Origin of the sequence: Paenirhizobium daejeonense (genome assembly GCF_014280875.1) — a bacterium.
Taxonomy (GTDB): domain Bacteria; phylum Pseudomonadota; class Alphaproteobacteria; order Rhizobiales; family Rhizobiaceae; genus Allorhizobium; species Allorhizobium daejeonense.
In genome coordinates this window covers 420,130-440,379 of sequence record NZ_JACLAL010000002.1, presented here as the reverse complement: position 1 = coordinate 440,379, position 20,250 = coordinate 420,130, and the positions used below count along the sequence as shown (strand labels likewise).

The window sequence follows — 20,250 nt, the reverse complement described above, 5'->3', positions numbered from 1 at the left end:
AAATGGATAAACGCATGTTGACATAAAGATGTCTTTATGTGATTTCGATTCATTGTCATTTGTAAGGAAGGCTGGCCAGATGTTCGACAAGCTGTTTGACGGGGATGCTCGGGAACGGAACGGCACGGAGATCATGCAGGCGCTGGCTGCTGCCGCGCGCGAGCGGATACTTGTCCTCGACGGCGCCATGGGCACGCAGATCCAGGGGCTGGGCTTTGACGAGGACGCCTTCCGCGGTTCGCGTTTCATCGGCTGCGCTTGTCACCAGCAGGGCAATAACGACCTTCTGACTCTCAGCCAGCCGGACGCGATCGAGGAAATCCACTTCCGCTATGCGATGGCGGGTGCGGACATTCTCGAGACCAATACGTTTTCCTCGACCCGCATCGCGCAGGCCGACTACCAGATGGAGCAGGCGGTCTACGACCTGAACCGCGAAGGGGCGCTGGTTGCTCGCCGGGCTGCAAGCCGCGCTGAGCGCGAGGATGGACGTCGCCGCTTTGTGGCCGGCGCCATCGGCCCCACCAACCGCACGGCCTCCATTTCGCCCGATGTCAACAATCCCGGTTATCGCGCTGTTTCCTTCGACGACCTGCGCCTCGCCTATGGAGAGCAGATCGACGGTCTGATCGACGGCAATGCCGATGTCATCCTGATCGAGACGATCTTCGATACGCTGAACGCCAAGGCCGCGATCTTCGCCTGCGAGGAGCGTTTCGCTGCCAAGGGCATCCGCCTGCCGGTGATGATCTCCGGCACGATCACCGACCTTTCCGGTCGCACCCTTTCGGGCCAGACGCCGTCGGCCTTCTGGTATTCGGTGCGCCACGCCAATCCTTTCACCATCGGCCTCAACTGTGCGCTGGGTGCTGACGCCATGCGTCCGCATCTGCAGGAACTTTCGGGCATCGCCGACACCTTCATCTGCGCCTATCCGAATGCCGGCCTGCCGAACGAGTTCGGCCGTTATGACGAGACGCCTGACGATATGGCGCGGCAGATTACCGGCTTTGCGGAAGAAGGCCTTGTCAATGTCGTCGGCGGCTGCTGCGGTTCGACGCCTGAGCATATCCGCGCGATCGCCGAGTCCGTTGCCGGCAAGGCGCCGCGCAAGCCGGCCGAGCATCGGCCGTTCATGTCGCTTTCCGGCCTCGAGCCCTTCGTGCTGACCAAGGAGATACCCTTCGTCAACGTTGGCGAACGCACCAACGTAACCGGCTCGGCCAAGTTCCGCAAACTGATTACGGCTGGCGATTACACGTCTGCGCTGGTCGTCGCTCGCGATCAGGTGGAGAATGGCGCCCAGATCATCGACATCAATATGGACGAGGGCCTGATCGATTCCGAGAAGGCGATGGTCGAGTTCCTGAACCTGATCGCCGCTGAACCCGACATCGCGCGCGTGCCGGTGATGATCGACTCGTCGAAGTTCCCGATCATCGAGGCCGGCCTCAAATGCGTGCAGGGCAAGGCGGTGGTGAATTCCATCTCCCTCAAGGAGGGCGAACAGTCCTTCGTCGAGCATGCCCGGCTGATCCGCAATTATGGCGCAGCCGTCGTCGTCATGGCCTTCGACGAGCAGGGGCAGGCCGACACCTATGCCCGTAAGGTGGAGATTTGCCAGCGGGCCTACCGTATCCTGACCGAAGAGGTCGGTTTCGCACCGGAAGACATCATATTCGACCCGAACATCTTTGCTGTTGCGACCGGCATCGAGGAGCACAACAATTACGGCGTCGACTTCATCGAGGCGACGCGGACGATCCGCGAAAAGATGCCGCTGGTGCATATTTCCGGCGGTGTCTCGAACCTTTCCTTCTCGTTCCGTGGAAACGAGCCGGTGCGCGAGGCGATGCATGCCGTGTTCCTCTACCATGCCATTCAGGTCGGCATGGACATGGGTATCGTCAATGCCGGCCAGCTTGCCGTCTACGAGAGCATCGATCCCGAATTGCGCGAGGCATGCGAGGACGTGGTGCTGAACCGCCGCGCGGACGCCACCGAGCGGCTGCTGGAGATCGCCGACCGCTACCGCGGCACCGGCGAGAAGCAGGCAAAGGGACAGGATCTCGCCTGGCGCGAATGGTCGGTCGAGAAGCGGCTTTCGCATGCTCTGGTCAACGGCATCACCGAGTTCATCGACGCCGACACGGAAGAAGCCCGGCAGAAGGCTGAGCGGCCGCTGCACGTCATCGAGGGACCGCTGATGGCCGGCATGAACGTGGTCGGCGATCTCTTCGGCGCCGGCAAGATGTTCCTGCCGCAGGTGGTCAAATCCGCCCGTGTGATGAAGCAGGCGGTCGCCGTGTTGCTCCCCTACATGGAAGCGGAAAAGGCGGCCAATGGCGCCGGCAACGAAAGGCAATCGGCCGGCAAGGTGCTGATGGCGACGGTCAAGGGCGACGTGCACGACATTGGCAAGAACATCGTCGGCGTCGTTCTCGCCTGCAACAATTACGATATCATCGACCTTGGCGTGATGGTGCCGGCGACGAAGATCCTCGAGACTGCGGTCAAGGAGAAGGTCGATATCATCGGGCTTTCCGGCCTTATCACCCCGTCGCTCGACGAGATGGTGCATGTTGCCGGCGAGATGCAGCGGCAGGGCTTCGACATTCCGCTTTTGATCGGCGGAGCGACCACCAGCCGGGTCCATACCGCAGTGAAGATCCATCCGCAGTATCAGGCGGGGCAGGCGGTCTATGTGACGGATGCCAGCCGCGCGGTTGGTGTCGTGTCGTCGCTCCTCTCGCCGGACAATCGTTCGGCCACCATCGAGGGCCTGCGCGCCGAATATGCCAAGGTTGCCGACGCCCATGCGCGGGCCGAAGCCGAGAAGCAGCGCCTGCCGCTGGCGCGTGCCCGCGAAAATGCGGTGAAGCTCGACTGGTCCGCCTACAAGCCGAAGAAGCCTTCCTTCCTCGGTACGAAGGTTTTCGAGGACTACGACCTCGCGGAACTCGCCGGCTATATCGACTGGACGCCCTTCTTCCAGACATGGGAACTGAAGGGGCGCTATCCGGCTATTCTCGAAGACGAGAAGCAGGGTGAGGCCGCGCGCCAGCTCTTCTCCGACGCCCAGTCGATGCTGAAGAAGATCATCGACGAGAAATGGTTCCGGCCGAGGGCCGTCATCGGCTTCTGGCCTGCGAATGTGGTGGGAGACGATATCCGCCTGTTCACGGACGAGACGCGCACCGAGGAGCTTGCGACCTTCTTTACCCTGCGCCAGCAGTTGTCGAAGCGCGACGGGCGGCCGAACGTGGCGCTTTCGGATTTCGTTGCGCCTGAGGGAAGCGGCGTTGCCGATTATGTCGGCGGCTTCGTGGTGACGGCCGGTTTCGAGGAAATCGCCATAGCCGAGCGTTTCGAGCGGGCGAATGACGACTATTCGTCCATTCTGGTCAAGGCGCTGGCGGACCGTTTCGCCGAAGCTTTTGCCGAGCGGATGCACGAGCGGGTTCGCCGGGAGTTCTGGGGCTATGCGCCGGATGAGAGCTTCAGCAGCGACGAACTCGTCGGCGAGGCCTATGGCGGTATTCGTCCGGCGCCGGGTTATCCGGCCCAGCCAGACCACACCGAGAAAACGACGCTGTTCCGGCTTCTGGATGCGGAAAAGGCGACGGGCGTCGAGCTTACCGAGAGCTATGCCATGTGGCCCGGTTCCTCCGTATCCGGCATCTATATCGGCCATCCCGAGAGCTATTATTTCGGCGTCGCCAAGGTCGAGCGCGATCAGGTCGAGGACTATGCTGCTCGCAAGGACATGGACGTCAGGGAGGTTGAGCGTTGGCTCGGGCCAGTCCTGAACTATGTGCCAAAGGCGGTGGAAACGGAAGCTGCCTGATGGGTGATGCGCCTCGCAGGCAGCGGGGGCGCTCGAACTACCGTGATTGTCCTTCTCCCCGTTCGAGGGAAGAAGGCTCCGCAGGAGGCAGGCGGCTGGGGGCGGCTACTTCAGTGCCGCTTGAAAGTCTTGCGAAAACGATTCCGCTTCTTGCGCTATCGCCTTGAGTGTGAATCGTTTTCCTGTGCGGGCGTCAGGCCTTTAGGCGCAAGAGAATGGCTGTGGTGTCGTCGCTTTGCTTGAAGCGGGGAAATCTGAGGCCATCGGGGTCGATGTCCCTTTCGAAGCGGCGCAGTTCCTCCACCAGCGGCAACAGCCCCTCGGTTTCGGCGCGCCGTACCAGCCCGGCGGGATCGTAGATCTTGTAGAGGGCAACGAGATCGGCGAGGCCGTCCGAGCAGAGGATTGCCGTTGCTCCTCCGGTGATTTCGATTGGTCGCCGGTAAAGATGGTCGGCCGCTTCCGGCACCATGCCGAAGGTCCAGACATTGCTTTCCGTTGTATTGTGTCGCGAGCGGCCCTTGCGCAGGTCCTCCAGCGTCGTAGGGTCACCGACGGCGCTGCCGGACGCGCCGATGCCGCCGGTGCGCTCGATATGCTTCTGCGCGGCAAGTTGTTCCCATTCATAGGCGCCGGGGATGGGGATCACGAAATCGCCGTGGCCGTCGTCATGGAGGAGGTAGAGGCAGCTATCGCCCAGTCCGAAATATTCGAAACCCGAGGGTGTACGGTGCAGGCCTGTCAGGCTGCTGCTCGGCCATGCATAACGCGGCTGCTCGCCGGCAATGGCATGAAAGGTATCGCGCGCTTCGGAGGATACCGCCCGGACGGTTTCCGCAACGTCAACGACACCGTCAAGTCTTGCGCCGAGCCGGCTTGCCGCGAATTCCGCCATCCATGCCGCATCGCTGCCATGCCCCTCCATGAACTGCCGGTCGCCGAGCCCGGTCGCGCCATCCAGAACGAAGGCGGCATCGGGGTTGAAACCGAACCTGTCCTCGTTCGGGCGGCCGGCCTTGCCGGGATCGGTGATGGTGTCGAGGATGTCGATGGAAAAAGCCATGTCTGGAACTCTCAAGGACGCAAATGGAAGAGCATTTCGGATCAATCGGAGTCACAACGACTCGGATGGTGCGGATGATGATCCGGTAGGATGTGCATGACCATGTGAAATGTCATGCGATCCACCGCATCTTCCCAAGGGAGACGGACCGATGAAACCCATGCCTACGGAACCGGGCATTCTCGCCTTTCTCGAAAAATGCGACAGCTTCTATCCGCCCGATGCGGTCGATGCCCCGATCTCGCAGCAGCGCATCTGGTACAACGCCTTGTGCGCCCAGTTTTCTCCCGCGCTGCCGGAGGGGCTTGTGAAGCTCGACGGAGAGGTGGCCGGCGTGCCGGTGCGTCTCTATCGTCCGGCAAAGGTGAGGACCGCGGTGCGGCTGGTCTATATCCATGGCGGCGGTTTCGTCGTTGGCTCGCTCGAAAGCCATGACGCCATCTGCGCAGAGATTGCGGATCGTGTCGGGGCGGAACTCACCGCAATTGACTATCGGCTGGCACCGGAACACGTCTGGCCCGCACAACATGAGGATTGTCAGGCGGTTCTCGACGCATTGATCGCCGATGGCGACAGGGTGGTGCTGATTGGCGACAGCGCCGGCGGCAATCTCGTTGCAGGGTTGACGATCCGAGCGAGGGACGAGGGGCGGACGGAGCCGATCCTTGGACAGGCGTTGATCTATCCGGGGCTTGGCGGTGACCTGATTACCGGCTCCTATGTCGAAATGAGCGAGGCTCCGGGGCTTTCGACGGCCGATGTTCGCTATTATCGCGAGGTTCTCAAGGCGCCGGCGGATGACGTGGTGGCCTTTCCGCTCTTCTCCGAAAATTTTGCGGGGCTACCACGAACCTATGTGACGGCGGCGCATTTCGACCCGCTCAGGGATGATGCCCGTCTTTACGCGGCGCGTCTGGTCGAGGACGGGGTCAATGTGTGGTTTCGCGAGGAACCGCAGATGGTGCATGCATGGCTGCGTGCCCGTCATATGAGCAAGGGCGCCGAAGATGGCTTCGGCGCCCTTTGTCTTGCTGTATCCCGGCTGGCGGGAACGGTCTGAGTTCAGGCCGCGGCGCGGGCCGGAGTTTCCTGCTCTGCGCCGTGGGCCTCGACCTTGTCGCCGTGGATCAGCAGGTAGATGCCGATGGCGAAGGCCAGCGCCGCCACGAACAGCAGATACCATGCGTGCGCCATGGGGTTGACGGCGAGCATGGTGGTGACCGCGATCGGTGTCAGCCCGCCGAAGACGGCATATGAAATGTTGTAGGAGAACGATAGGCCGGAAAAACGGACCGGAGCCGGGAAGGCGCGCACCATCACGTAGGGAACCGCTCCGACCATTCCGACAGAGAGGCCCATCACGGCATAGAGCGCGAAGAGGACTTCGAGCGACGTTGCCGCATAGGTGTAGAAGGCAAAGGTCGCGGCGGCGAAGAGGATGCTGCCGAAGGTGAAGAAACGGCCGCTGCCGACGCGGTCGATCAGGGCGCCTGCGGCAACCACGCCGATCATCAGGAACAGCGTGCCGAAGGAGGTTGCGGCCAGCGACTCGCGGGCGGTGTAGCCGTAGAGTTTCTGCAGGAAGGTCGCTGTCATCAGCGTGGTGACGACGATGGCCGCGGAAAGAACCCAGGTCAGCAGCACGGAGATAATGACCGCGCGCGGATGGTCGCGCAGCACAGCCTTGAGCGGCAGGCTGGCGGAAAGCGCGTTGCTGCGCTTCATCTCAGCGAAGACCGGTGTCTCTTCCAGCCAGCGGCGGAGATAAACGGCGATGAGGCCGAAGATGCCACCGAGCAGGAAGGGGATGCGCCAGGCGTAGGAGGCGACTTCCTCGGGCACGAAGATGGTGTTGACCAGCGTGGCGATAAGCGATCCGAAAAGGATGCCGAGGGAAAGCCCGGAGGTGAGGATGCCGCAGGCAAGGCCGGTGCGACGGGCGGGCACATGCTCGGCCACGAAGGTCCAGGCTCCGGGAACCTCGCCTCCGATCGCTGCACCTTGCAGCATGCGCAGAATGATCAGCAGGACGGGAGCTGCGACACCGATACTGTGATAGGTCGGCATCATCGCCATGCCGAGCGTCGAGAGCGCCATCAGCAGGATGGAAAAGGCGAAAACCTTCTTGCGGCCGAAACGGTCGCCGAAATGCGCGAGAACGATGCCGCCGATCGGACGTACCAGATAACCTGCGGCGAAGATGCCGAAGGTCTGGATCAGAACCAGCCAGTCCGGCATGCCCTCGGGGAAGAACAGCTTGCCGATCACCGTTGCAAAGAAAACGAATATGATGAAATCATAAAATTCGAGAGCGCCACCGAGTGCGGAGAGGCCAAGCGTTTTGTAATCGCGGCCGTCGAGGGGGCGGGATTTGGTCTGCGTCAATGGGAGGGAGGTCATGCGAGGAGTCCTGAAATACAGCGCATTTGGCGCGCTGGGCCGGGCATGCGGCAAAGTGTCCGGTATTGCAAGACATTACATGGCCGTTTGGGGGCAAAATACCCTGAAAACGTGGAGAACTGACGATGAATAGCAGCATCATCGACCCGGTGCAGCTTCTGGCAGAGATGGAGCCCCGGCTGACTCCCGATGTCTTCGTGTTCGTTCACGCGTTGCCGGGCCAGGTCCCTGATCTCGCCTTACTCGATCCGCTCGGAAGCTTTAGGGAGGCGGAAGGACTGACGCTGATCCTGCTTTTGGAAAAGGCACGGGCGCTCGGATTAGCCCGCGGGACACCATTGCGGCAAATCACGCTCGATGTGCATTCGTCACTGGAGGCGGTGGGGCTTACGGCTGCCGTTTCAGCGGAACTCGCACGAAACGGAATAGCCGCGAACGTGGTCGCGGCCTATTATCATGATCACATCTTCGTGCCGGCGGCCGACGCCGAGAGGGCGTTGCGCCTGCTTCGGGTACTCAGTGCCGGAAGCAGGCACAACGAGGCACGGATGTTCTCCTGATCCCGATCAGGCCGCCCGGCGTGACGTAGGTATGGACTCACCGGTCTCGCGAATGACCTTGCGCCGATTCAGCTTGAAACGGTTGGCCAGAATGACGAGCTTTTCCGCGCCTTCTGCCAGAGCCATGCTGATACCTTTCATGCTGCCGACCATAGAGGTGTTCTGCTGAGTTACCTGGTCGAGTGCGTTTACGGCCGTGCTGATCTCTGAAAGCCGGCGCGACTGTTCGACGGCGGCGGTCGCGATCGCCTCAACGTTGAGGTCGATCGAGTGGACAAAGGTCTCGATTCGGTTCAGCGCGTCGCCCGTATCTGCCACGAGTCTTACGCCTTCCTTCACTTCCTCAGAGGAATGTGTGATGAGTTGCGCGATCTCCTGGGCGGCCTTGGCGGAGCGCTGTGCAAGCTCGCGCACTTCCTGTGCCACGACGGCAAAGCCCTTGCCGCTTTCGCCGGCGCGTGCCGCCTCGACGCCGGCGTTGAGGGCCAGGAGGTTCGTCTGGAAAGCAATCTCGTCGATGACGTCGATGATGTTTGCGATCTCCTTGGAGGCAACTTCGATGCGTCCCATGGCGGCGACTGTCGATTTTACCACTTCTACAGAAGCCGTTGCTGCCTTGTGGGCGTCGCGGACCAGAGACCGCGTGTCGTTCGTGCGGTTGGTGGATTCGCGGATGGTGGCGGTGATCTGCTCGAGTGCTGCCGAAGTCTCCTCAAGCGATGATGCCTGCTGCTCGGATCGACTGGCCAGATGCTCCGATCCCTCGCGCATTTCGGCGCTGTTGGACTTGAGCTCTGCCGTTTCGGCGAGAACCTCGACCAGCGTCTCCTGGAACTTGGCGATGGAGATGTTGAAGTCGTGGCGCAGGGGTTCGAATTCTGATGAGAACGGGTGGTCCATCGTCATGCGGATGTTGCAGTCGGCCAGTCGATGGAGGCCTGCCGCAAGTTCGTCCATGGCCCGGACGCGGCCGGTAACGTCATTGGCAAATTTGACGACCTTCCAAACCTTGCCGGTCTCATCTAGGATCGGATTGTAGGTCGCCTGAATATGAACCTTTTCGCCGCTCTTGGTCACGCGGGTGAACTGGTCGGAATGGTACTCGCCGGAGGCAAGGCTGCTCCAGAAAGCGTTGTAAGCGGCGGACCTGGCGTATTCCTGTTCGCAGAACATCGAGTGATGCTTGCCCTTGATCTCCTCCAGGCTGTATCCCATCAGGCCGAGAAAGTTCTCGTTGGCCGAGATGATTTCGCCCCTCGGCGTGAATTCGATGATCGCCTGCGATCGGGAGAGCGCCGAGATTTTTCCGGAGCTGTCGAGGGATTGAATCTTCGTGGCGGTAATGTCGGTTGCGGTCTTCACTACCTTGTAAGGCTTGCCGCCGCGGAAGACCGGGTTATAGGTCGCCTCGATCCAGACAGTTTTGCCGCCCTTACCGATACGCTTATATTGTTGCTGGTCGTATTTGCCGGCTGCAAGCTTGCGCCAAAATTCGCGATAGGCCGGTGAGTTTGCTTCCACAGGATCGACAAAGATGCGGTGGTGCCGGCCGACGATCTCGCTCTTCTGATAGCCCATCACACGACAAAAATTGTCGTTGGCTCCGAGGATGTTACCTTCCAGATCGAACTCGATGATGGCTAGCGAGCGATTCAATGCCTCGATGATGCGGGAGGCATCAGAACCGAGGCCGAGCGAAAGCATGGACATGAGGGGAACTCTCCGAAAGACGCGAGTTGCGAACACCCATGTTTATGCGAAACAACTAAAAATAATCCGTTAAATTTTATGGGATTTGGCGTGCTGCAGCGCGCGCCTTGCTGCGCTGCAGCAGTGTTTTTATTCGAACCGGTCGATGATCGTAATGCCGTTTTCGGCAAAGCTGTCCATGGCCATCAAGGCGGGGACGGCTTCCGTCAGCGATATGTGCCTGCCGATCAGTTTCTGGGGTTGCAATGTGCCGGCTTCGATCATCGTGAGCATCGCGTCATAGCGCCAGGCTTGCATGCCATGGCTGCCGTAGATCTCCAATTCGTGGGCGATGACGCGATCCATCGGCAATTGCGGTGTCGCGTTATCGGCGAGCATCAGGCCGACCTGTACGTGGCGGCCGCGCCGGCGCAGGTTGACGATCGAATTGCAGCAGGTGGTGGGATGTCCGAGCGCATCGATGGAGACGTGAACACCGCCGCCGGTCGCGTCGCGCACGGCAACGGGTACATCTGTCTCCCTTGTAGAGTTGATCGTGACCGAAGCGCCGAGCGAGCGGGCCAGAGCGAGCTTTTCCTCGGAAATGTCGATGGCCACGACACTGGCGCCGAGCGCCTTGCCAATCATGATGGCGGAAAGGCCGACGCCGCCGCACCCGTGCACGGCCAGCCACTCGCCGCCCTTGAGCCGTCCCTGATCAACGACAGCACGGAACGAGGTTGCGAAACGGCAGCCGAGGCTTGCCGCTGTCGCGTCATCGATTGCTTCCGGGAGTTTCACGAGGTTGTGGTCGGCGTAATCGAGCGCCATGAGCTCGGCATAGCTGCCCCAATGGGTGAAACCGGGCTGGAACTGTCCCTCGCAAACCTGGCTGTTGCCCGATTTGCATTCGTAGCAATGACCGCAACCGGAGACGAAGGGCACGGTTACGCGATCGCCGACCTTGAAGCGTTTCACTTCCGGCCCCACGGCCTCGACCACGCCTGCGAATTCGTGGCCAGGGACGTGCGGCAGGTTGATATCGGAGTCGTGTCCTTTCCAGCCGTGCCAATCACTGCGGCAGAGGCCTGTCGCGGTGATGCTGAGGACGACACCGGCTTTAGGCGGCGACGGATCGGGAACGTCGATCACCTCGGGGGATTCGCCAAAACGCTCGTAAAGCATCGCCTTCATGAAACTCTCCTTCAGACTCGCCGCCGACATTTCGGCGGCGAGATATCAAAGCACGTCGATCACATGAAATCACGTGCGATACGGCGCTCGAAATGTCGTTCAAAGACAAGTGCATCGCCTTCGTGGGCCGTCACATGCGCCTCTATGAGCCATTCGGTGTCGGTGCAGGTCATGGTCGAGGTTGCGACCGAGCGAACCGTCCAGCCGGGACGAACCATATCACAGGTCCAGGTCGAGGTTCCCGACATGGACAGCGGATCACCGGGCGTGATCGACCAGGCCTCCTCGCGGATCTGGCGGGTGGAGAGACCGGTATCGGGGTGTTCGGAAAGGCCCGTGTCCTCCAGCAGATAATAGGTGGTGCTGTTGCCGGAGAGATCGCGCAGCACCTGTCGCTGGGTCTCGCCCGGTTCATGGTTGATGTATTTCGGCAGCGGATCCGGATTGTCCGGCTCCTTTACCGTGATTTCATCATGGGCGCTGAGAAGGGGCAAGGCGAGCGACAGGCTGGCCGTATCGACTGTCAGACCCGGATCGAAGGGCGCCGGCAGCACCATCGGCCAATAGGCGGTCGAAAGTGCGACGCGGATCCTGTGACCGGCCCGGAAACGATAACCGCAGGCGTCGAGCGTCACGGTCACCTTGACCTTCTTGCCATGCGGCATGGCCTTGGGATTTTCATTGCTTTCGCGATGCGCCAGATTGAGGACTCCGAACGAAACGCGATAGGCGGTGCCATCTGGATGCACGTCGACGACACGGGCAATCAGGTTGGCCCAGTCCGCATCGCAGGCGACTTCCAGCGTCAGCACGGGACGGCCTAGGTAGTCGACATCCTGCGTGAGCGGCGCGCTTTCGAAGCAGAGAGAGCCAGCATCGTCGCTGCGCTGGTCGATCGCCATTTCCGCATCGGGCTTCAGGGTAAACCATTCGCCTGAGGCCGTGCCGGTATCGAGCGGCGATTTCAGGAAGATGTCTCCCGCACCCGCTCCAGCCGGTTTTCCGGTGACGAGTGCTCCATGGGCGTCGATTACGAAGGACTGATATTCCGGCTCGCTCCATGTCGCCTTGGCGATCCAGCGACCGGGGTCGAAGTCGCGGCGTGGGGCGGGGCGGATGCCGTCCATGATATAGGCGCGAACCTGCGGCGTATCCTCAATGCCGTTCGTTTCGTCACGCAGCCAGCGGTTCCACCAGCGGATCGCTTCGCCGAGGAAATCGGCGCGGGGCTTCGGCCAGGCGAAATGCGGATATTTGTGAACCCACGGACCGATCAGCGCCTTGGCCTTCGGGCCAAGACCTTCCACGGCCTTGAGCGGCGTATTGCGATAGCCGTCGGCCCAGCCGGCAATCACCAGCGCGGGCACCTGGAAAGCGGAGAAGTCTTCGCAGATCGAGCCGTGTTTCCAGAAGTCGTCACGGCGCTGGTGCGAGAGCCATTCCTCCATGAAGAAGGGTTCGTTCTCCAGTCGTTCGAGCCACATTTCCTTCCAGCGATCGCCGACGAGCGCCGGGTCGGGAGACCGGGCCTGATAGCCCTGCATGGTTGCCGCCCAGGAAAGCTGGGCCGAGAGATGGCAGCCGTCCTTGTAGTGGATATCGTCATTGTAGCGGTCGGTGGTCGAAGCGATAGAGATGACCGCTTTGAGCGCAGGCGGCCGCATTGTAGCCACCTGCAGGCAGTTGAAGCCGCCCCAGGAAATGCCCATCATGCCGACCGAGCCGTTCGACCACGGCTGTTCGGCGATCCAGGCGATGAGTTCGCAGGCGTTGGCGAGTTCCAGCGGGGTGTACTCGCCATCGATCACGCCATCCGATTCACCGGAACCCCTGATGTCGACGCGGACGCCGGCAATGCCGGCCTCCGCGAAGGAAGGATAGGTCGACTCGTCGCGCAGGCAGGTTCCGTCGCGCTTGCGATAAGGCAGGAACTCGAAAACCGCCGGCACGGGATCGGCTTCCGCCCCGTCCGGCATCCAGATGCGGGCGGCAAGGCGTGTGCCGTCCTTCAGGATGATCCACTGGTTCTCGATGACTTGGAATGGGCGTATGCCAGACATGATGGACTTCCTATCCTGCGTTCTCAGGCGTCGAACCAGACGCGGCTACCGATATAGCCGTTCGACATGTCATTACCGATATCATCGACAAAGCCCTTGAGCGTGTTCGAAGCCGCCATGATGTAGTCGTTGAACACCGGCAGGATCAGGCCGCCTTCATCGCGAACCATCAGCGCCATGCTGTGGTAGAGCGCCTTGCGCTTGGTGTCGTCGAGTTCGGAGCGCGCCTCGAGTAGCATCTTGTCGAAATCCTCGCGCTTGAAACGGGTATCGTTCCATTCCGCCGTCGAGAGATAGGAGGTGGAGTAGCGGGAATCCTGTGTCGGACGGCCGCCCCAGTAGGATGCGCAGAAGGGCTGGGCGTTCCACACGTTGGTCCAGTAGCCGTCTTCCGGCTCGCGCTTCACCTCGATCTCGATGCCGGCCTTCTTGGCGCTTTCCTGGAAGAGGATGGCGGCATCGACAGCACCAGGGAAGGCCGCGTCGGACGTGCGCAGCAGGACCGGGCGGTCGAGGCCGGACTTCTTGAAGTGGAAGGCCGCCTTGTCCGGGTCATACATGCGCTGCTCGATGTTTTCAGGCGCCAGAGCGTAGTTGCCGTTCACCGGATAGTCGTTGCCGAGCGTGCCGAAGCCGCCGAGAACCTGATCGAGGATCGCCTGACGGTCGATGGCGTATTTCAGGGCAAGACGCAGGTCGTTGTTGTCGAAAGGCGCCGTGTCGCAATGCATCAGGAAGCTGTAGAAGCCCTTGCCCGAACTGCGCACGATCTCGACCTTCGGGGCGCGCTTGAGGAGCGGCACGGTCTTCGGGTCTACCGTGTTGATGAAGTGAACCTGACCGGAGGAGAGGGCGGCGATGCGGGCGGTCGCATCGTTCATGACGATGATCTCGACACTGTCGACGTAACCGCGATCGGAGCGCCAGTCGCTTGCGTTCTTCTCGAAGGTTGCGCGGACACCTGCCTCGAAGCTCTTCAGGACATAAGGGCCGGTGCCGATGGCGGCCGCCGGGTTCTCGACGCCGCCCTTGGGCTGAATGATCAGATGGTAGTCGGTCAGCATCAGCGGCAGGTCGGCATTGCCTTCCTTGAGCGTCAGGACAAGATCGCCGGCCTTTTCCTCGATGGCGGTGATGGAGGAGAGCAGGCCGAGCGCACCGGACTTGGAGTTTGCATCGGAGTGGCGCTTCAGGGTGGCGACGATGTCGGAGACGGTCATCTTGCTACCGTCATGGAAGGCAACGTCGCTGCGGATCTTGAAGGTCCAGACGGAGGCGTCGGCGGAAGGCTCCCACGAGGTGGCGAGTGCCGGCAGCGGAGCGCCGGTCTTCGGGTCCGACTCGACGAGGGTGTCGCCCCAGAGGCGGCCGACGACGAAGAGGACCGAGGCGCTGTAGCTTGCGGGGTCGAGCACGTCACTCGTCGCGCCGCCCTTGAGGCCAAGCTTGAGATGGCCGCCGCGTTTGGCTTCCTGCGCCCGCGCGGACTGGGGAAGAAGGCTGCCGCCGAAGGCAGCGAGGCCGCCAAGGGCTGCCGTGCCGCCGAGGAAACCGCGGCGGCTGACGCTCGCAGGCAAGATGAGGCCGTTGGTGTTTCTGGTGAAGTCGGACATGGTCGGTTCCCCTTTTTGTTTCAAATCCGGGGCTGACCGTATCGCGGCAAATGCGGCGCGCAATTTCGCTATCTGACGCTCTTTTAAGCTAGTTTACGCTATGTATCCTGTGCTCAAATCGCGCATGGAATCGAAAATGGATGCCCTTGTCGAAAACCTTCGGACGGCCTGCGCAACGCAGCGCTCGATCTCCCAGGTGTGCCGGGAGATCGGCATCAACCGTCAGCAGTTCAATCGCTACATCAATGGCGAGGCAAAGCCGTCTGCCCACAATCTGGCGCGGATCGCTGCATTCTTCGGCCTGACGCCGGCCGATTTCCAGCTGCCGGAGCGTTCCTTTGGGCAGAAGCTTCGCAGGCCTTCACTTGGGGGAGCGGAGGGCGTCGTTGATGTCTTCCAGGGATTTCCAGGTGATATCGCGGCGTTGCGGCGTCATGTCGGATATTACCAGACGTATCATCTTTCGCTGTCGTGGCCGGGGCTGGTGGTCTGTTCCTACAGCAGGCTTTACGAGGAGGAGGGGTTGATCCGGGTTCGCTCGGTGGAGCGTATCCGCGACGCCGAACGGGAGATCCTGCAGTTTTCGAAATATGTCGGACTGGCGGCCTTCTGGCGCAACCGCATCTTCATCACCGAGCGCAACATTGGCCGCAACACGATGCTGTCGCAGACGATCCTGATGCCTTTCGAAGCCCATCAGCGGGTCTATCTGCGCGGCACGACAATGGGCGTATCGTGGCGAAAGGAGAACCTGCCTTATGCATCGCGGATGATCTGGCGCTATATCGGGCGGGAACCGGATATTCGCCAGATGCTGTCGCGTTGCGGTGTCCAGCCGCTTTCATCGCGGCATCTGCCGCCGACGGTAAGGACCTTTCTCGAGGGGCCGTCGGCAGATGTTCTCACGGTGCCTACGGAATATTAAATCAGGCAGGCATGTCCTTTGTTCATGCTGTCTGAGCGGCTTCAGGTAATGCCGCCTGTGTGTCTGACCTTTCCGGTCTCGGGTGAAAGCATTGCGCTAAGCCGCCGGCCGAGGGTCATGGAGGGAACCTCCACGCATTTGTAGGCCAGGGCGGCGACCGGCATGATGATCGCAAGCGCCGCGACGATGATGAGCGCGGGATGAACCTCGCCGTAGAACCAGCGAAACAGGAACAGCAGGATCGGAAGGTGAAACAGGTAGAGGCTGTAGGAAATCCTGCCCAGCCACTGGCATCCGTCATGTTCCAGAGCCGTACGAAAAGCGTTGTTGCCGAGGGCGGCGGCAATCACCAGGATCGACGCAAGACCATAGAGAAGTTCCGCTCCCGGCAGACCGGGCGGCACGGCGAACAGGGTGAAGGCAAGCGCCACTCCGCTCCACAGTGCCGGGCGGCTGAGATAGGACACGACCTCCATGATGCGATCCTTGTCGATCGCCATCTGTGCTCCGATGGCAAAGAACAGGGTATAGACGGCGGTATCGAGGAGCGACCGCGTCAGCGGGTCCGGTCGAAGCAGAATGATAATCGCGGTCGCAACCAGCCAGATCATGAAGAACGACGGCAGCGCTACCCGTCTGGAGCGGATCAGAAAGAGCGCGATCAGGGGAAAGATCAGCGAAATCCGCATCTCGTGCACGAGGCTCCACATGACGTTGTTGAGGTCCATGGTGGATGGCGTGCCGAGCATCAGGAGATGGGCGAGAATGAAGCGGAAGCTGACCGGTTCCGTCCATGACTTCAGGTTGAACCATTCGCTCAAACCCTGAACCGGTCCCGTTGGTGCGAGCGAAGCGAGCAGTGCCGCGAAGGCGATGGAAACCGCGAAGGGAATGTAGATGCGGCAAAATCGCTTCACCAGATAGCCAGTATAGGGAACCGATCGGCCGGCAGCAAAGGGCAGCGCCAGCACGAAGCCGCTCAATACGAAGAATAGAATGACCGCGGGTCTTCCGCCGACAATGGTGCGCAACGGCGAGTAACGCAGATACGTAACCGGGTCCAGCCAGACGGGGAGACTGGAGAGATCCAGCGGCATGATGGCTTGCGGGAACGTCAGAAAGATATGGTGAAGCACTACGGTCAGAGCCGCGATACCTCTAAGGGAATCCAATGAGATAAACCGTGTCATTATCGATCGACGCTCCAAAAAAACATTGCTTTGAACAAACAAAGAAATGGCTGAGAGTGTATGCGACTGATACTTGCGGTTGCAGGTTATTCCAATGTAATGCCGCATTGCAACAGGTATTTGCTGCAAGGGCTAATTGGGCCACCTCTGGTGTTCTTCAACTCTTGCCGAAGAAAAATACCGGATGAAGCAAATGATTCAATTTCCGGCGCTTGCCATCTTTCGTGTTGCCAATGCTTTCTCCAGCCAGCCGATCTCCATTTCAGGTACGGATTTGAGGAGAAGGTCGGTGTAATCGTCGAAGGGAGGCTCCAGCACCTTGGACTTCGGTCCGAAGCGCACGAGACGGCCCTTGTGCATCACTGCCACGCTGTCGGCGATGGCTCGGACGATGGCGATGTCATGGGTGATGAAGACGTAGGAGAGCTGGGTTTCCTCCTGCAGGCGCATGAGGAGCTTCAGGATGCCCTCTGCCACCAGCGGATCGAGCGCCGATGTCGGTTCGTCGCAGAGCAGCAGTTCGGGCTTTGCCGCGAGAGCTCTAGCAATCGCTACGCGCTGCTTCTGGCCGCCTGAAAGCTCCGCCGGGAAGCGATCGACGAAGCCGGAGCCCATTTCGATCTGTTCCAGCAGCTCCTTCACCCGGGCGGTCTTTGCCGCGCCGTGTAGGCCGTAGTAGAAGGTCAGTGGCCGTCCGATGATGTCGCGCACGGTCTGACGCGGGTTCATCGCCGTATCGGCCATCTGGTAGATGAGCTGAATGCGGCGCAGGTCATCGCGCGAGCGGCCGGCAAGCGCCGGCGGTAATTGGCGTCCGTCGAAGCTGATGCTGCCCTGAAGCGGAGGCAGGAGGCCGGTAATGACGCGGGCGAGCGTCGACTTGCCCGAGCCACTTTCGCCGACGACGGCCAGCGTCTGGCCCTTCGGCAAATGCAGCGAGACATCGTGCAGAACCCGGAAGCCGTTCGGATAACCGGCCGTGATGTTCTCGACCTTGAGCAACGCGCTCGACTGTTCCGCGGCTTCGTCCTTTTTCGCCTGACGGACATTCACCAAAGCGCGGGTGTAGTCCTGCCGTGGCTCCTCGATAATCTGCTGCGCGGTGCCGTATTCGATGGTCTTGCCGTGGCGCAGCACCATGATGTCGTCGGAGATCTGAGCGACGACCGCGAGGTCATGGGTGATGTAGAGCGCTGCGGTGTGGGTTTCCTCGATGGCGTGCTTGATCGCCGCCAGCACGTCGATCTGGGTGGTGACGTCGAGGGCCGTCGTCGGCTCGTCGAAGACGATCAGTTCGGGGTTCGGGCAGAGCGCCATGGCCGTCATGGCGCGCTGCAACTGGCCGCCGGATACCTGATGCGGATAACGGTCGCCGAAGTGCGCCGGGTCGGGCAGCCCGAGCACGCCGAAGAGGTATACCGCGCGGGCGCGGGCTTCCTCAATGGTCATCAGCCTGTGGGTGAGCGTCGCCTCGATCACCTGATCGCCCAGCTTGTGGGCGGGGTTGAAGGCAGCTGCGGCGGATTGCGCCACATAACAGACGCGGGCGCCGCGCACCCTGCGGATGCCACTCTTGTCGAGCGCCAGAATATTATCGCCGTCCAGCAGCACTTCGCCGCCGGTGATGCGCACGCCGCCTCGGCCATAGGCCAGTGCTGACAGGCCGATGGTGGACTTGCCGGCGCCGGATTCGCCGATCAGACCGAGAACCTTGCCCTTCTGCAGATCGAAGGAGACGCCTTCGACGATGGTGACATTCTTCGGCGGCTCGCCCGGCGGATAGCTGGTGGCTTCGATCTTGAGATTGCGGACGGAAAGAAGTTCAGGCATCGCCGCGGCCTCCCTTCAGGCTGGAGGTTCGTTTCAGCAGCCAGTCGACCACCAGGTTGACACAGACGGCAAGGGCGGCGATGGCCGAGCCCGGAACGAGGGCCGCGGAAATGCCGAAGATGATGCCGTCCTTGTTGTCCTTTACCATGCCGCCCCAGTCGGCGGCCGGGGGCTGGATGCCGAGACCGAGGAAGGAGAGGGTGGAAAGGAACAGGATCGAGAAGGCGAAGCGCAGGCCGAATTCGGCCAGAAGCGGCGAAAGCGTGTTGGGCAGGATTTCCCGGAAGATGATCCACAGCGTGCCTTCGCCGCGAAGCCTTGCCGCCTCCACGAATTCCATGACCGCGACATCGAGCGCCACGGCGCGGCCGAGGCGATAGACGCGGGTCGAGTCGAGGACCGCCATCACGAGGATCAGGACGAACAGGTTCTGCGGTAGCACGGCAAGAACGACCAGCGCGAAGATCAGCGTCGGGATCGACATCATCAGGTCGTTGAAGCGCGACAGTGTCTGGTCGATCAGGCCGCGCGACACTGCTGCCGTGAAGCTCAGGAAAATGCCGAGCGAGAAGGACAGTACGGTTGCGGCAAGCGCCACGAACAGTGTCGTGCGGGCGCCGTAGATCATGCGTGAAAGGAGGTCACGGCCGAGGTTGTCGGTGCCGAGCGGATAAGCACCGCCCATGGGCTCCCATACGCCACCGACGATCTCGCGTTCGCCGAAGGGAGCGATGAAGGGGGCGAAGACCGCACAGATAAAGGCAAGGAGGATGCCGAGAATGCCGATCCAGGCGCTAACAGGGATATCTCTCAGCCTCATCGCGGATGCCTCAGTCTCGGATTGGCGATGATCGCGATGATATCGGCCAGCATGTTCAGGAAGATGTAGACGGCGGCGAAGATCAGGCCACAGGCCTGTACGACGGGCATGTCACGAACGGTCACGGCGTCGACCATGTACTGGCCCATGCCGGGATAGACGAAGACCACCTCGACCACGACGACGCCGACCACGAGATAGGCGAGGTTGAGGGCTACGACGTTGACGATGGGGGCGAGCGCGTTGGGTGCGGCGTGCTTGACGATGGCACGGAAGGCGGAGAGGCCCTTCAGTTCCGCCGTTTCCATATAGGCCGACGACATGACCGACAGGATCGCGGCGCGGGTCATGCGCATCATGTGGGCGAGAACGACGAGGACCAGCGTTGCCGTGGGCAGCGCCATGGCCTGCAGGCGTTCGGATATGGTCATGCCGTCATGCACGGTCGCGGGAAAGGTCGCGATGCCGAAGTTGATGGCGAAGAACAGGATCAGCAGGTAGCCGATGAAGAATTCGGGAAGCGAGATGGCCGCCAGCGAGACGATGTTGATGATGCGATCCGGCAGCCGGTTGCGGAAATGCACCGCCAGCATGCCGAGCCCGACGGCCAGCGGCACGGATATGATCGCCGCCAGCCCAGCAAGGGCAAGCGAGTTGCCGAGTCGCTTGCCGATCTGCTCCGTCACCGAATTGCGGCTTGCCCAAGAGGTGCCGAAATCGCCATGCAAAGTATTGCCGAGCCACTCGAAATAGCGGGTGACTATGGGCCGGTCGAGGCCGAGTTCCGAACGGATGTTGGCAACGGCCTGTGGCGTAGCGGACTGGCCGAGATAGGTCGTCGCGAAATCACCCGGCAGGGCTTCCACGCCGCCATAGATCAACATGGATACGGCGATCAGCAGGCCGAGACTGAGGAGGAGGCGCTGCAAGATCAGCGCAACCAGCGGATATCGTTCGCGGAATTTGAGTGACGGCGAACCGGCGTCAGGCAACTGGGTCATGGGCTCCGGTAAGGCTTTATTGAAAATCGAGCGGGACCCGCGACCGTGCCCGGACGCG

Annotated in this window: 14 protein-coding genes; 4 read left to right on the top strand and 10 right to left on the bottom strand. The window is 61.2% G+C overall.

The genetic code is table 11. The annotated features are described in order from the left end of the window. Positions 1-79 precede the first annotated feature (79 nt). Positions 80-3,847, top strand: coding sequence for a methionine synthase (gene metH, locus H4I99_RS05660; RefSeq protein WP_163899924.1), 3,768 nt, complete (start codon positions 80-82; stop codon positions 3,845-3,847). Between the two features lie 193 nt (positions 3,848-4,040). Here metH and H4I99_RS05655 read toward each other — a convergent pair whose 3' ends face one another. After that, positions 4,041-4,910, bottom strand: coding sequence for a protein phosphatase 2C domain-containing protein (locus tag H4I99_RS05655; protein WP_163899922.1), 870 nt, complete (start codon positions 4,908-4,910; stop codon positions 4,041-4,043). A 160-nt stretch (positions 4,911-5,070) separates the two neighbouring features. On the opposite strand from H4I99_RS05655, the gene H4I99_RS05650 reads away from it, so the two are divergent. Further along, positions 5,071-5,970, top strand: coding sequence for an alpha/beta hydrolase (locus H4I99_RS05650; RefSeq protein WP_163905747.1), 900 nt, complete (start codon positions 5,071-5,073; stop codon positions 5,968-5,970). 2 nt (positions 5,971-5,972) lie between these two features. Here the strand turns inward: H4I99_RS05650 and H4I99_RS05645 are convergent, their stop codons facing one another. Next, positions 5,973-7,310, bottom strand: coding sequence for an MFS transporter (locus H4I99_RS05645; RefSeq protein ID WP_163899921.1), 1,338 nt, complete (start codon positions 7,308-7,310; stop codon positions 5,973-5,975). A gap of 125 nt (positions 7,311-7,435) precedes the next feature. Between H4I99_RS05645 and H4I99_RS05640 the strand changes: the two genes are divergently transcribed. Then, on the top strand, positions 7,436-7,870 hold the full coding sequence (locus H4I99_RS05640) for an ACT domain-containing protein (RefSeq protein ID WP_163899919.1): 435 nt from the start codon (positions 7,436-7,438) through the stop codon (positions 7,868-7,870). A 6-nt stretch (positions 7,871-7,876) separates the two neighbouring features. Here the strand turns inward: H4I99_RS05640 and H4I99_RS05635 are convergent, their stop codons facing one another. The 4 genes from H4I99_RS05635 to H4I99_RS05620 all read right to left on the bottom strand — a co-directional run bounded on the left by H4I99_RS05635 (position 7,877) and on the right by H4I99_RS05620 (position 14,426). Further along, on the bottom strand, positions 7,877-9,580 hold the full coding sequence (locus H4I99_RS05635) for a methyl-accepting chemotaxis protein (RefSeq protein ID WP_163899917.1): 1,704 nt from the start codon (positions 9,578-9,580) through the stop codon (positions 7,877-7,879). A 129-nt stretch (positions 9,581-9,709) separates the two neighbouring features. Next, complete coding sequence (locus H4I99_RS05630) at positions 9,710-10,753, bottom strand: zinc-dependent alcohol dehydrogenase family protein (RefSeq protein WP_163899916.1); 1,044 nt, start codon at positions 10,751-10,753, stop codon at positions 9,710-9,712. Positions 10,754-10,812: 59 nt separating this feature from the next. Continuing rightward, a complete protein-coding gene (locus tag H4I99_RS05625; RefSeq protein ID WP_163899914.1) occupies positions 10,813-12,813 on the bottom strand; it encodes a CocE/NonD family hydrolase in 2,001 nt (666 codons plus the stop codon). 23 nt (positions 12,814-12,836) lie between these two features. After that, positions 12,837-14,426 (bottom strand): ABC transporter substrate-binding protein, encoded by a 1,590-nt coding sequence (locus tag H4I99_RS05620; protein WP_163899912.1) that lies wholly within the window; start codon positions 14,424-14,426, stop codon positions 12,837-12,839. A gap of 136 nt (positions 14,427-14,562) precedes the next feature. Here H4I99_RS05620 and H4I99_RS05615 point away from each other — a divergent pair, with 136 nt between their 5' ends. Continuing rightward, positions 14,563-15,351, top strand: a complete 789-nt coding sequence (locus tag H4I99_RS05615; protein WP_163899910.1) for a helix-turn-helix domain-containing protein — start codon at positions 14,563-14,565, stop codon at positions 15,349-15,351. 41 nt (positions 15,352-15,392) lie between these two features. Here the strand turns inward: H4I99_RS05615 and H4I99_RS05610 are convergent, their stop codons facing one another. The 4 genes from H4I99_RS05610 to H4I99_RS05595 all read right to left on the bottom strand — a co-directional run bounded on the left by H4I99_RS05610 (position 15,393) and on the right by H4I99_RS05595 (position 20,192). Next, a complete protein-coding gene (locus H4I99_RS05610) occupies positions 15,393-16,523 on the bottom strand; it encodes an acyltransferase family protein (RefSeq protein WP_163899908.1) in 1,131 nt (376 codons plus the stop codon). Positions 16,524-16,739: 216 nt separating this feature from the next. Beyond that, positions 16,740-18,371: an ABC transporter ATP-binding protein gene (locus tag H4I99_RS05605; protein ID WP_163899906.1), complete on the bottom strand. Its 1,632-nt coding sequence runs from the start codon at positions 18,369-18,371 to the stop codon at positions 16,740-16,742. Beyond that, entirely contained in the window at positions 18,364-19,191 is an 828-nt protein-coding gene (locus H4I99_RS05600) for an ABC transporter permease (RefSeq protein ID WP_163899904.1), read from the bottom strand. The genes H4I99_RS05605 and H4I99_RS05600 overlap by 8 nt, the downstream gene beginning before the upstream one ends. Further along, complete coding sequence (locus tag H4I99_RS05595; protein ID WP_163899902.1) at positions 19,188-20,192, bottom strand: ABC transporter permease; 1,005 nt, start codon at positions 20,190-20,192, stop codon at positions 19,188-19,190. The genes H4I99_RS05600 and H4I99_RS05595 overlap by 4 nt, the downstream gene beginning before the upstream one ends. Between the last annotated feature and the right edge of the window lie 58 nt (positions 20,193-20,250).

Bases quoted from the DNA above. Each gene is read 5' to 3' on its own strand.
- metH (WP_163899924.1), top strand. From the start codon at position 80: ATGTTCGACAAGCTGTTTGACGGGGATGCTCGGGAACGGAACGGCACG.
- H4I99_RS05655 (WP_163899922.1), bottom strand. From the start codon at position 4,910: ATGGCTTTTTCCATCGACATCCTCGACACCATCACCGATCCCGGCAAG.
- H4I99_RS05650 (WP_163905747.1), top strand. From the start codon at position 5,071: ATGCCTACGGAACCGGGCATTCTCGCCTTTCTCGAAAAATGCGACAGC.
- H4I99_RS05645 (WP_163899921.1), bottom strand. From the start codon at position 7,310: ATGACCTCCCTCCCATTGACGCAGACCAAATCCCGCCCCCTCGACGGC.
- H4I99_RS05640 (WP_163899919.1), top strand. From the start codon at position 7,436: ATGAATAGCAGCATCATCGACCCGGTGCAGCTTCTGGCAGAGATGGAG.
- H4I99_RS05635 (WP_163899917.1), bottom strand. From the start codon at position 9,580: ATGTCCATGCTTTCGCTCGGCCTCGGTTCTGATGCCTCCCGCATCATC.
- H4I99_RS05630 (WP_163899916.1), bottom strand. From the start codon at position 10,753: ATGAAGGCGATGCTTTACGAGCGTTTTGGCGAATCCCCCGAGGTGATC.
- H4I99_RS05625 (WP_163899914.1), bottom strand. From the start codon at position 12,813: ATGTCTGGCATACGCCCATTCCAAGTCATCGAGAACCAGTGGATCATC.
- H4I99_RS05620 (WP_163899912.1), bottom strand. From the start codon at position 14,426: ATGTCCGACTTCACCAGAAACACCAACGGCCTCATCTTGCCTGCGAGC.
- H4I99_RS05615 (WP_163899910.1), top strand. From the start codon at position 14,563: ATGGATGCCCTTGTCGAAAACCTTCGGACGGCCTGCGCAACGCAGCGC.
- H4I99_RS05605 (WP_163899906.1), bottom strand. From the start codon at position 18,371: ATGCCTGAACTTCTTTCCGTCCGCAATCTCAAGATCGAAGCCACCAGC.
- H4I99_RS05600 (WP_163899904.1), bottom strand. From the start codon at position 19,191: ATGAGGCTGAGAGATATCCCTGTTAGCGCCTGGATCGGCATTCTCGGC.
- H4I99_RS05595 (WP_163899902.1), bottom strand. From the start codon at position 20,192: ATGACCCAGTTGCCTGACGCCGGTTCGCCGTCACTCAAATTCCGCGAA.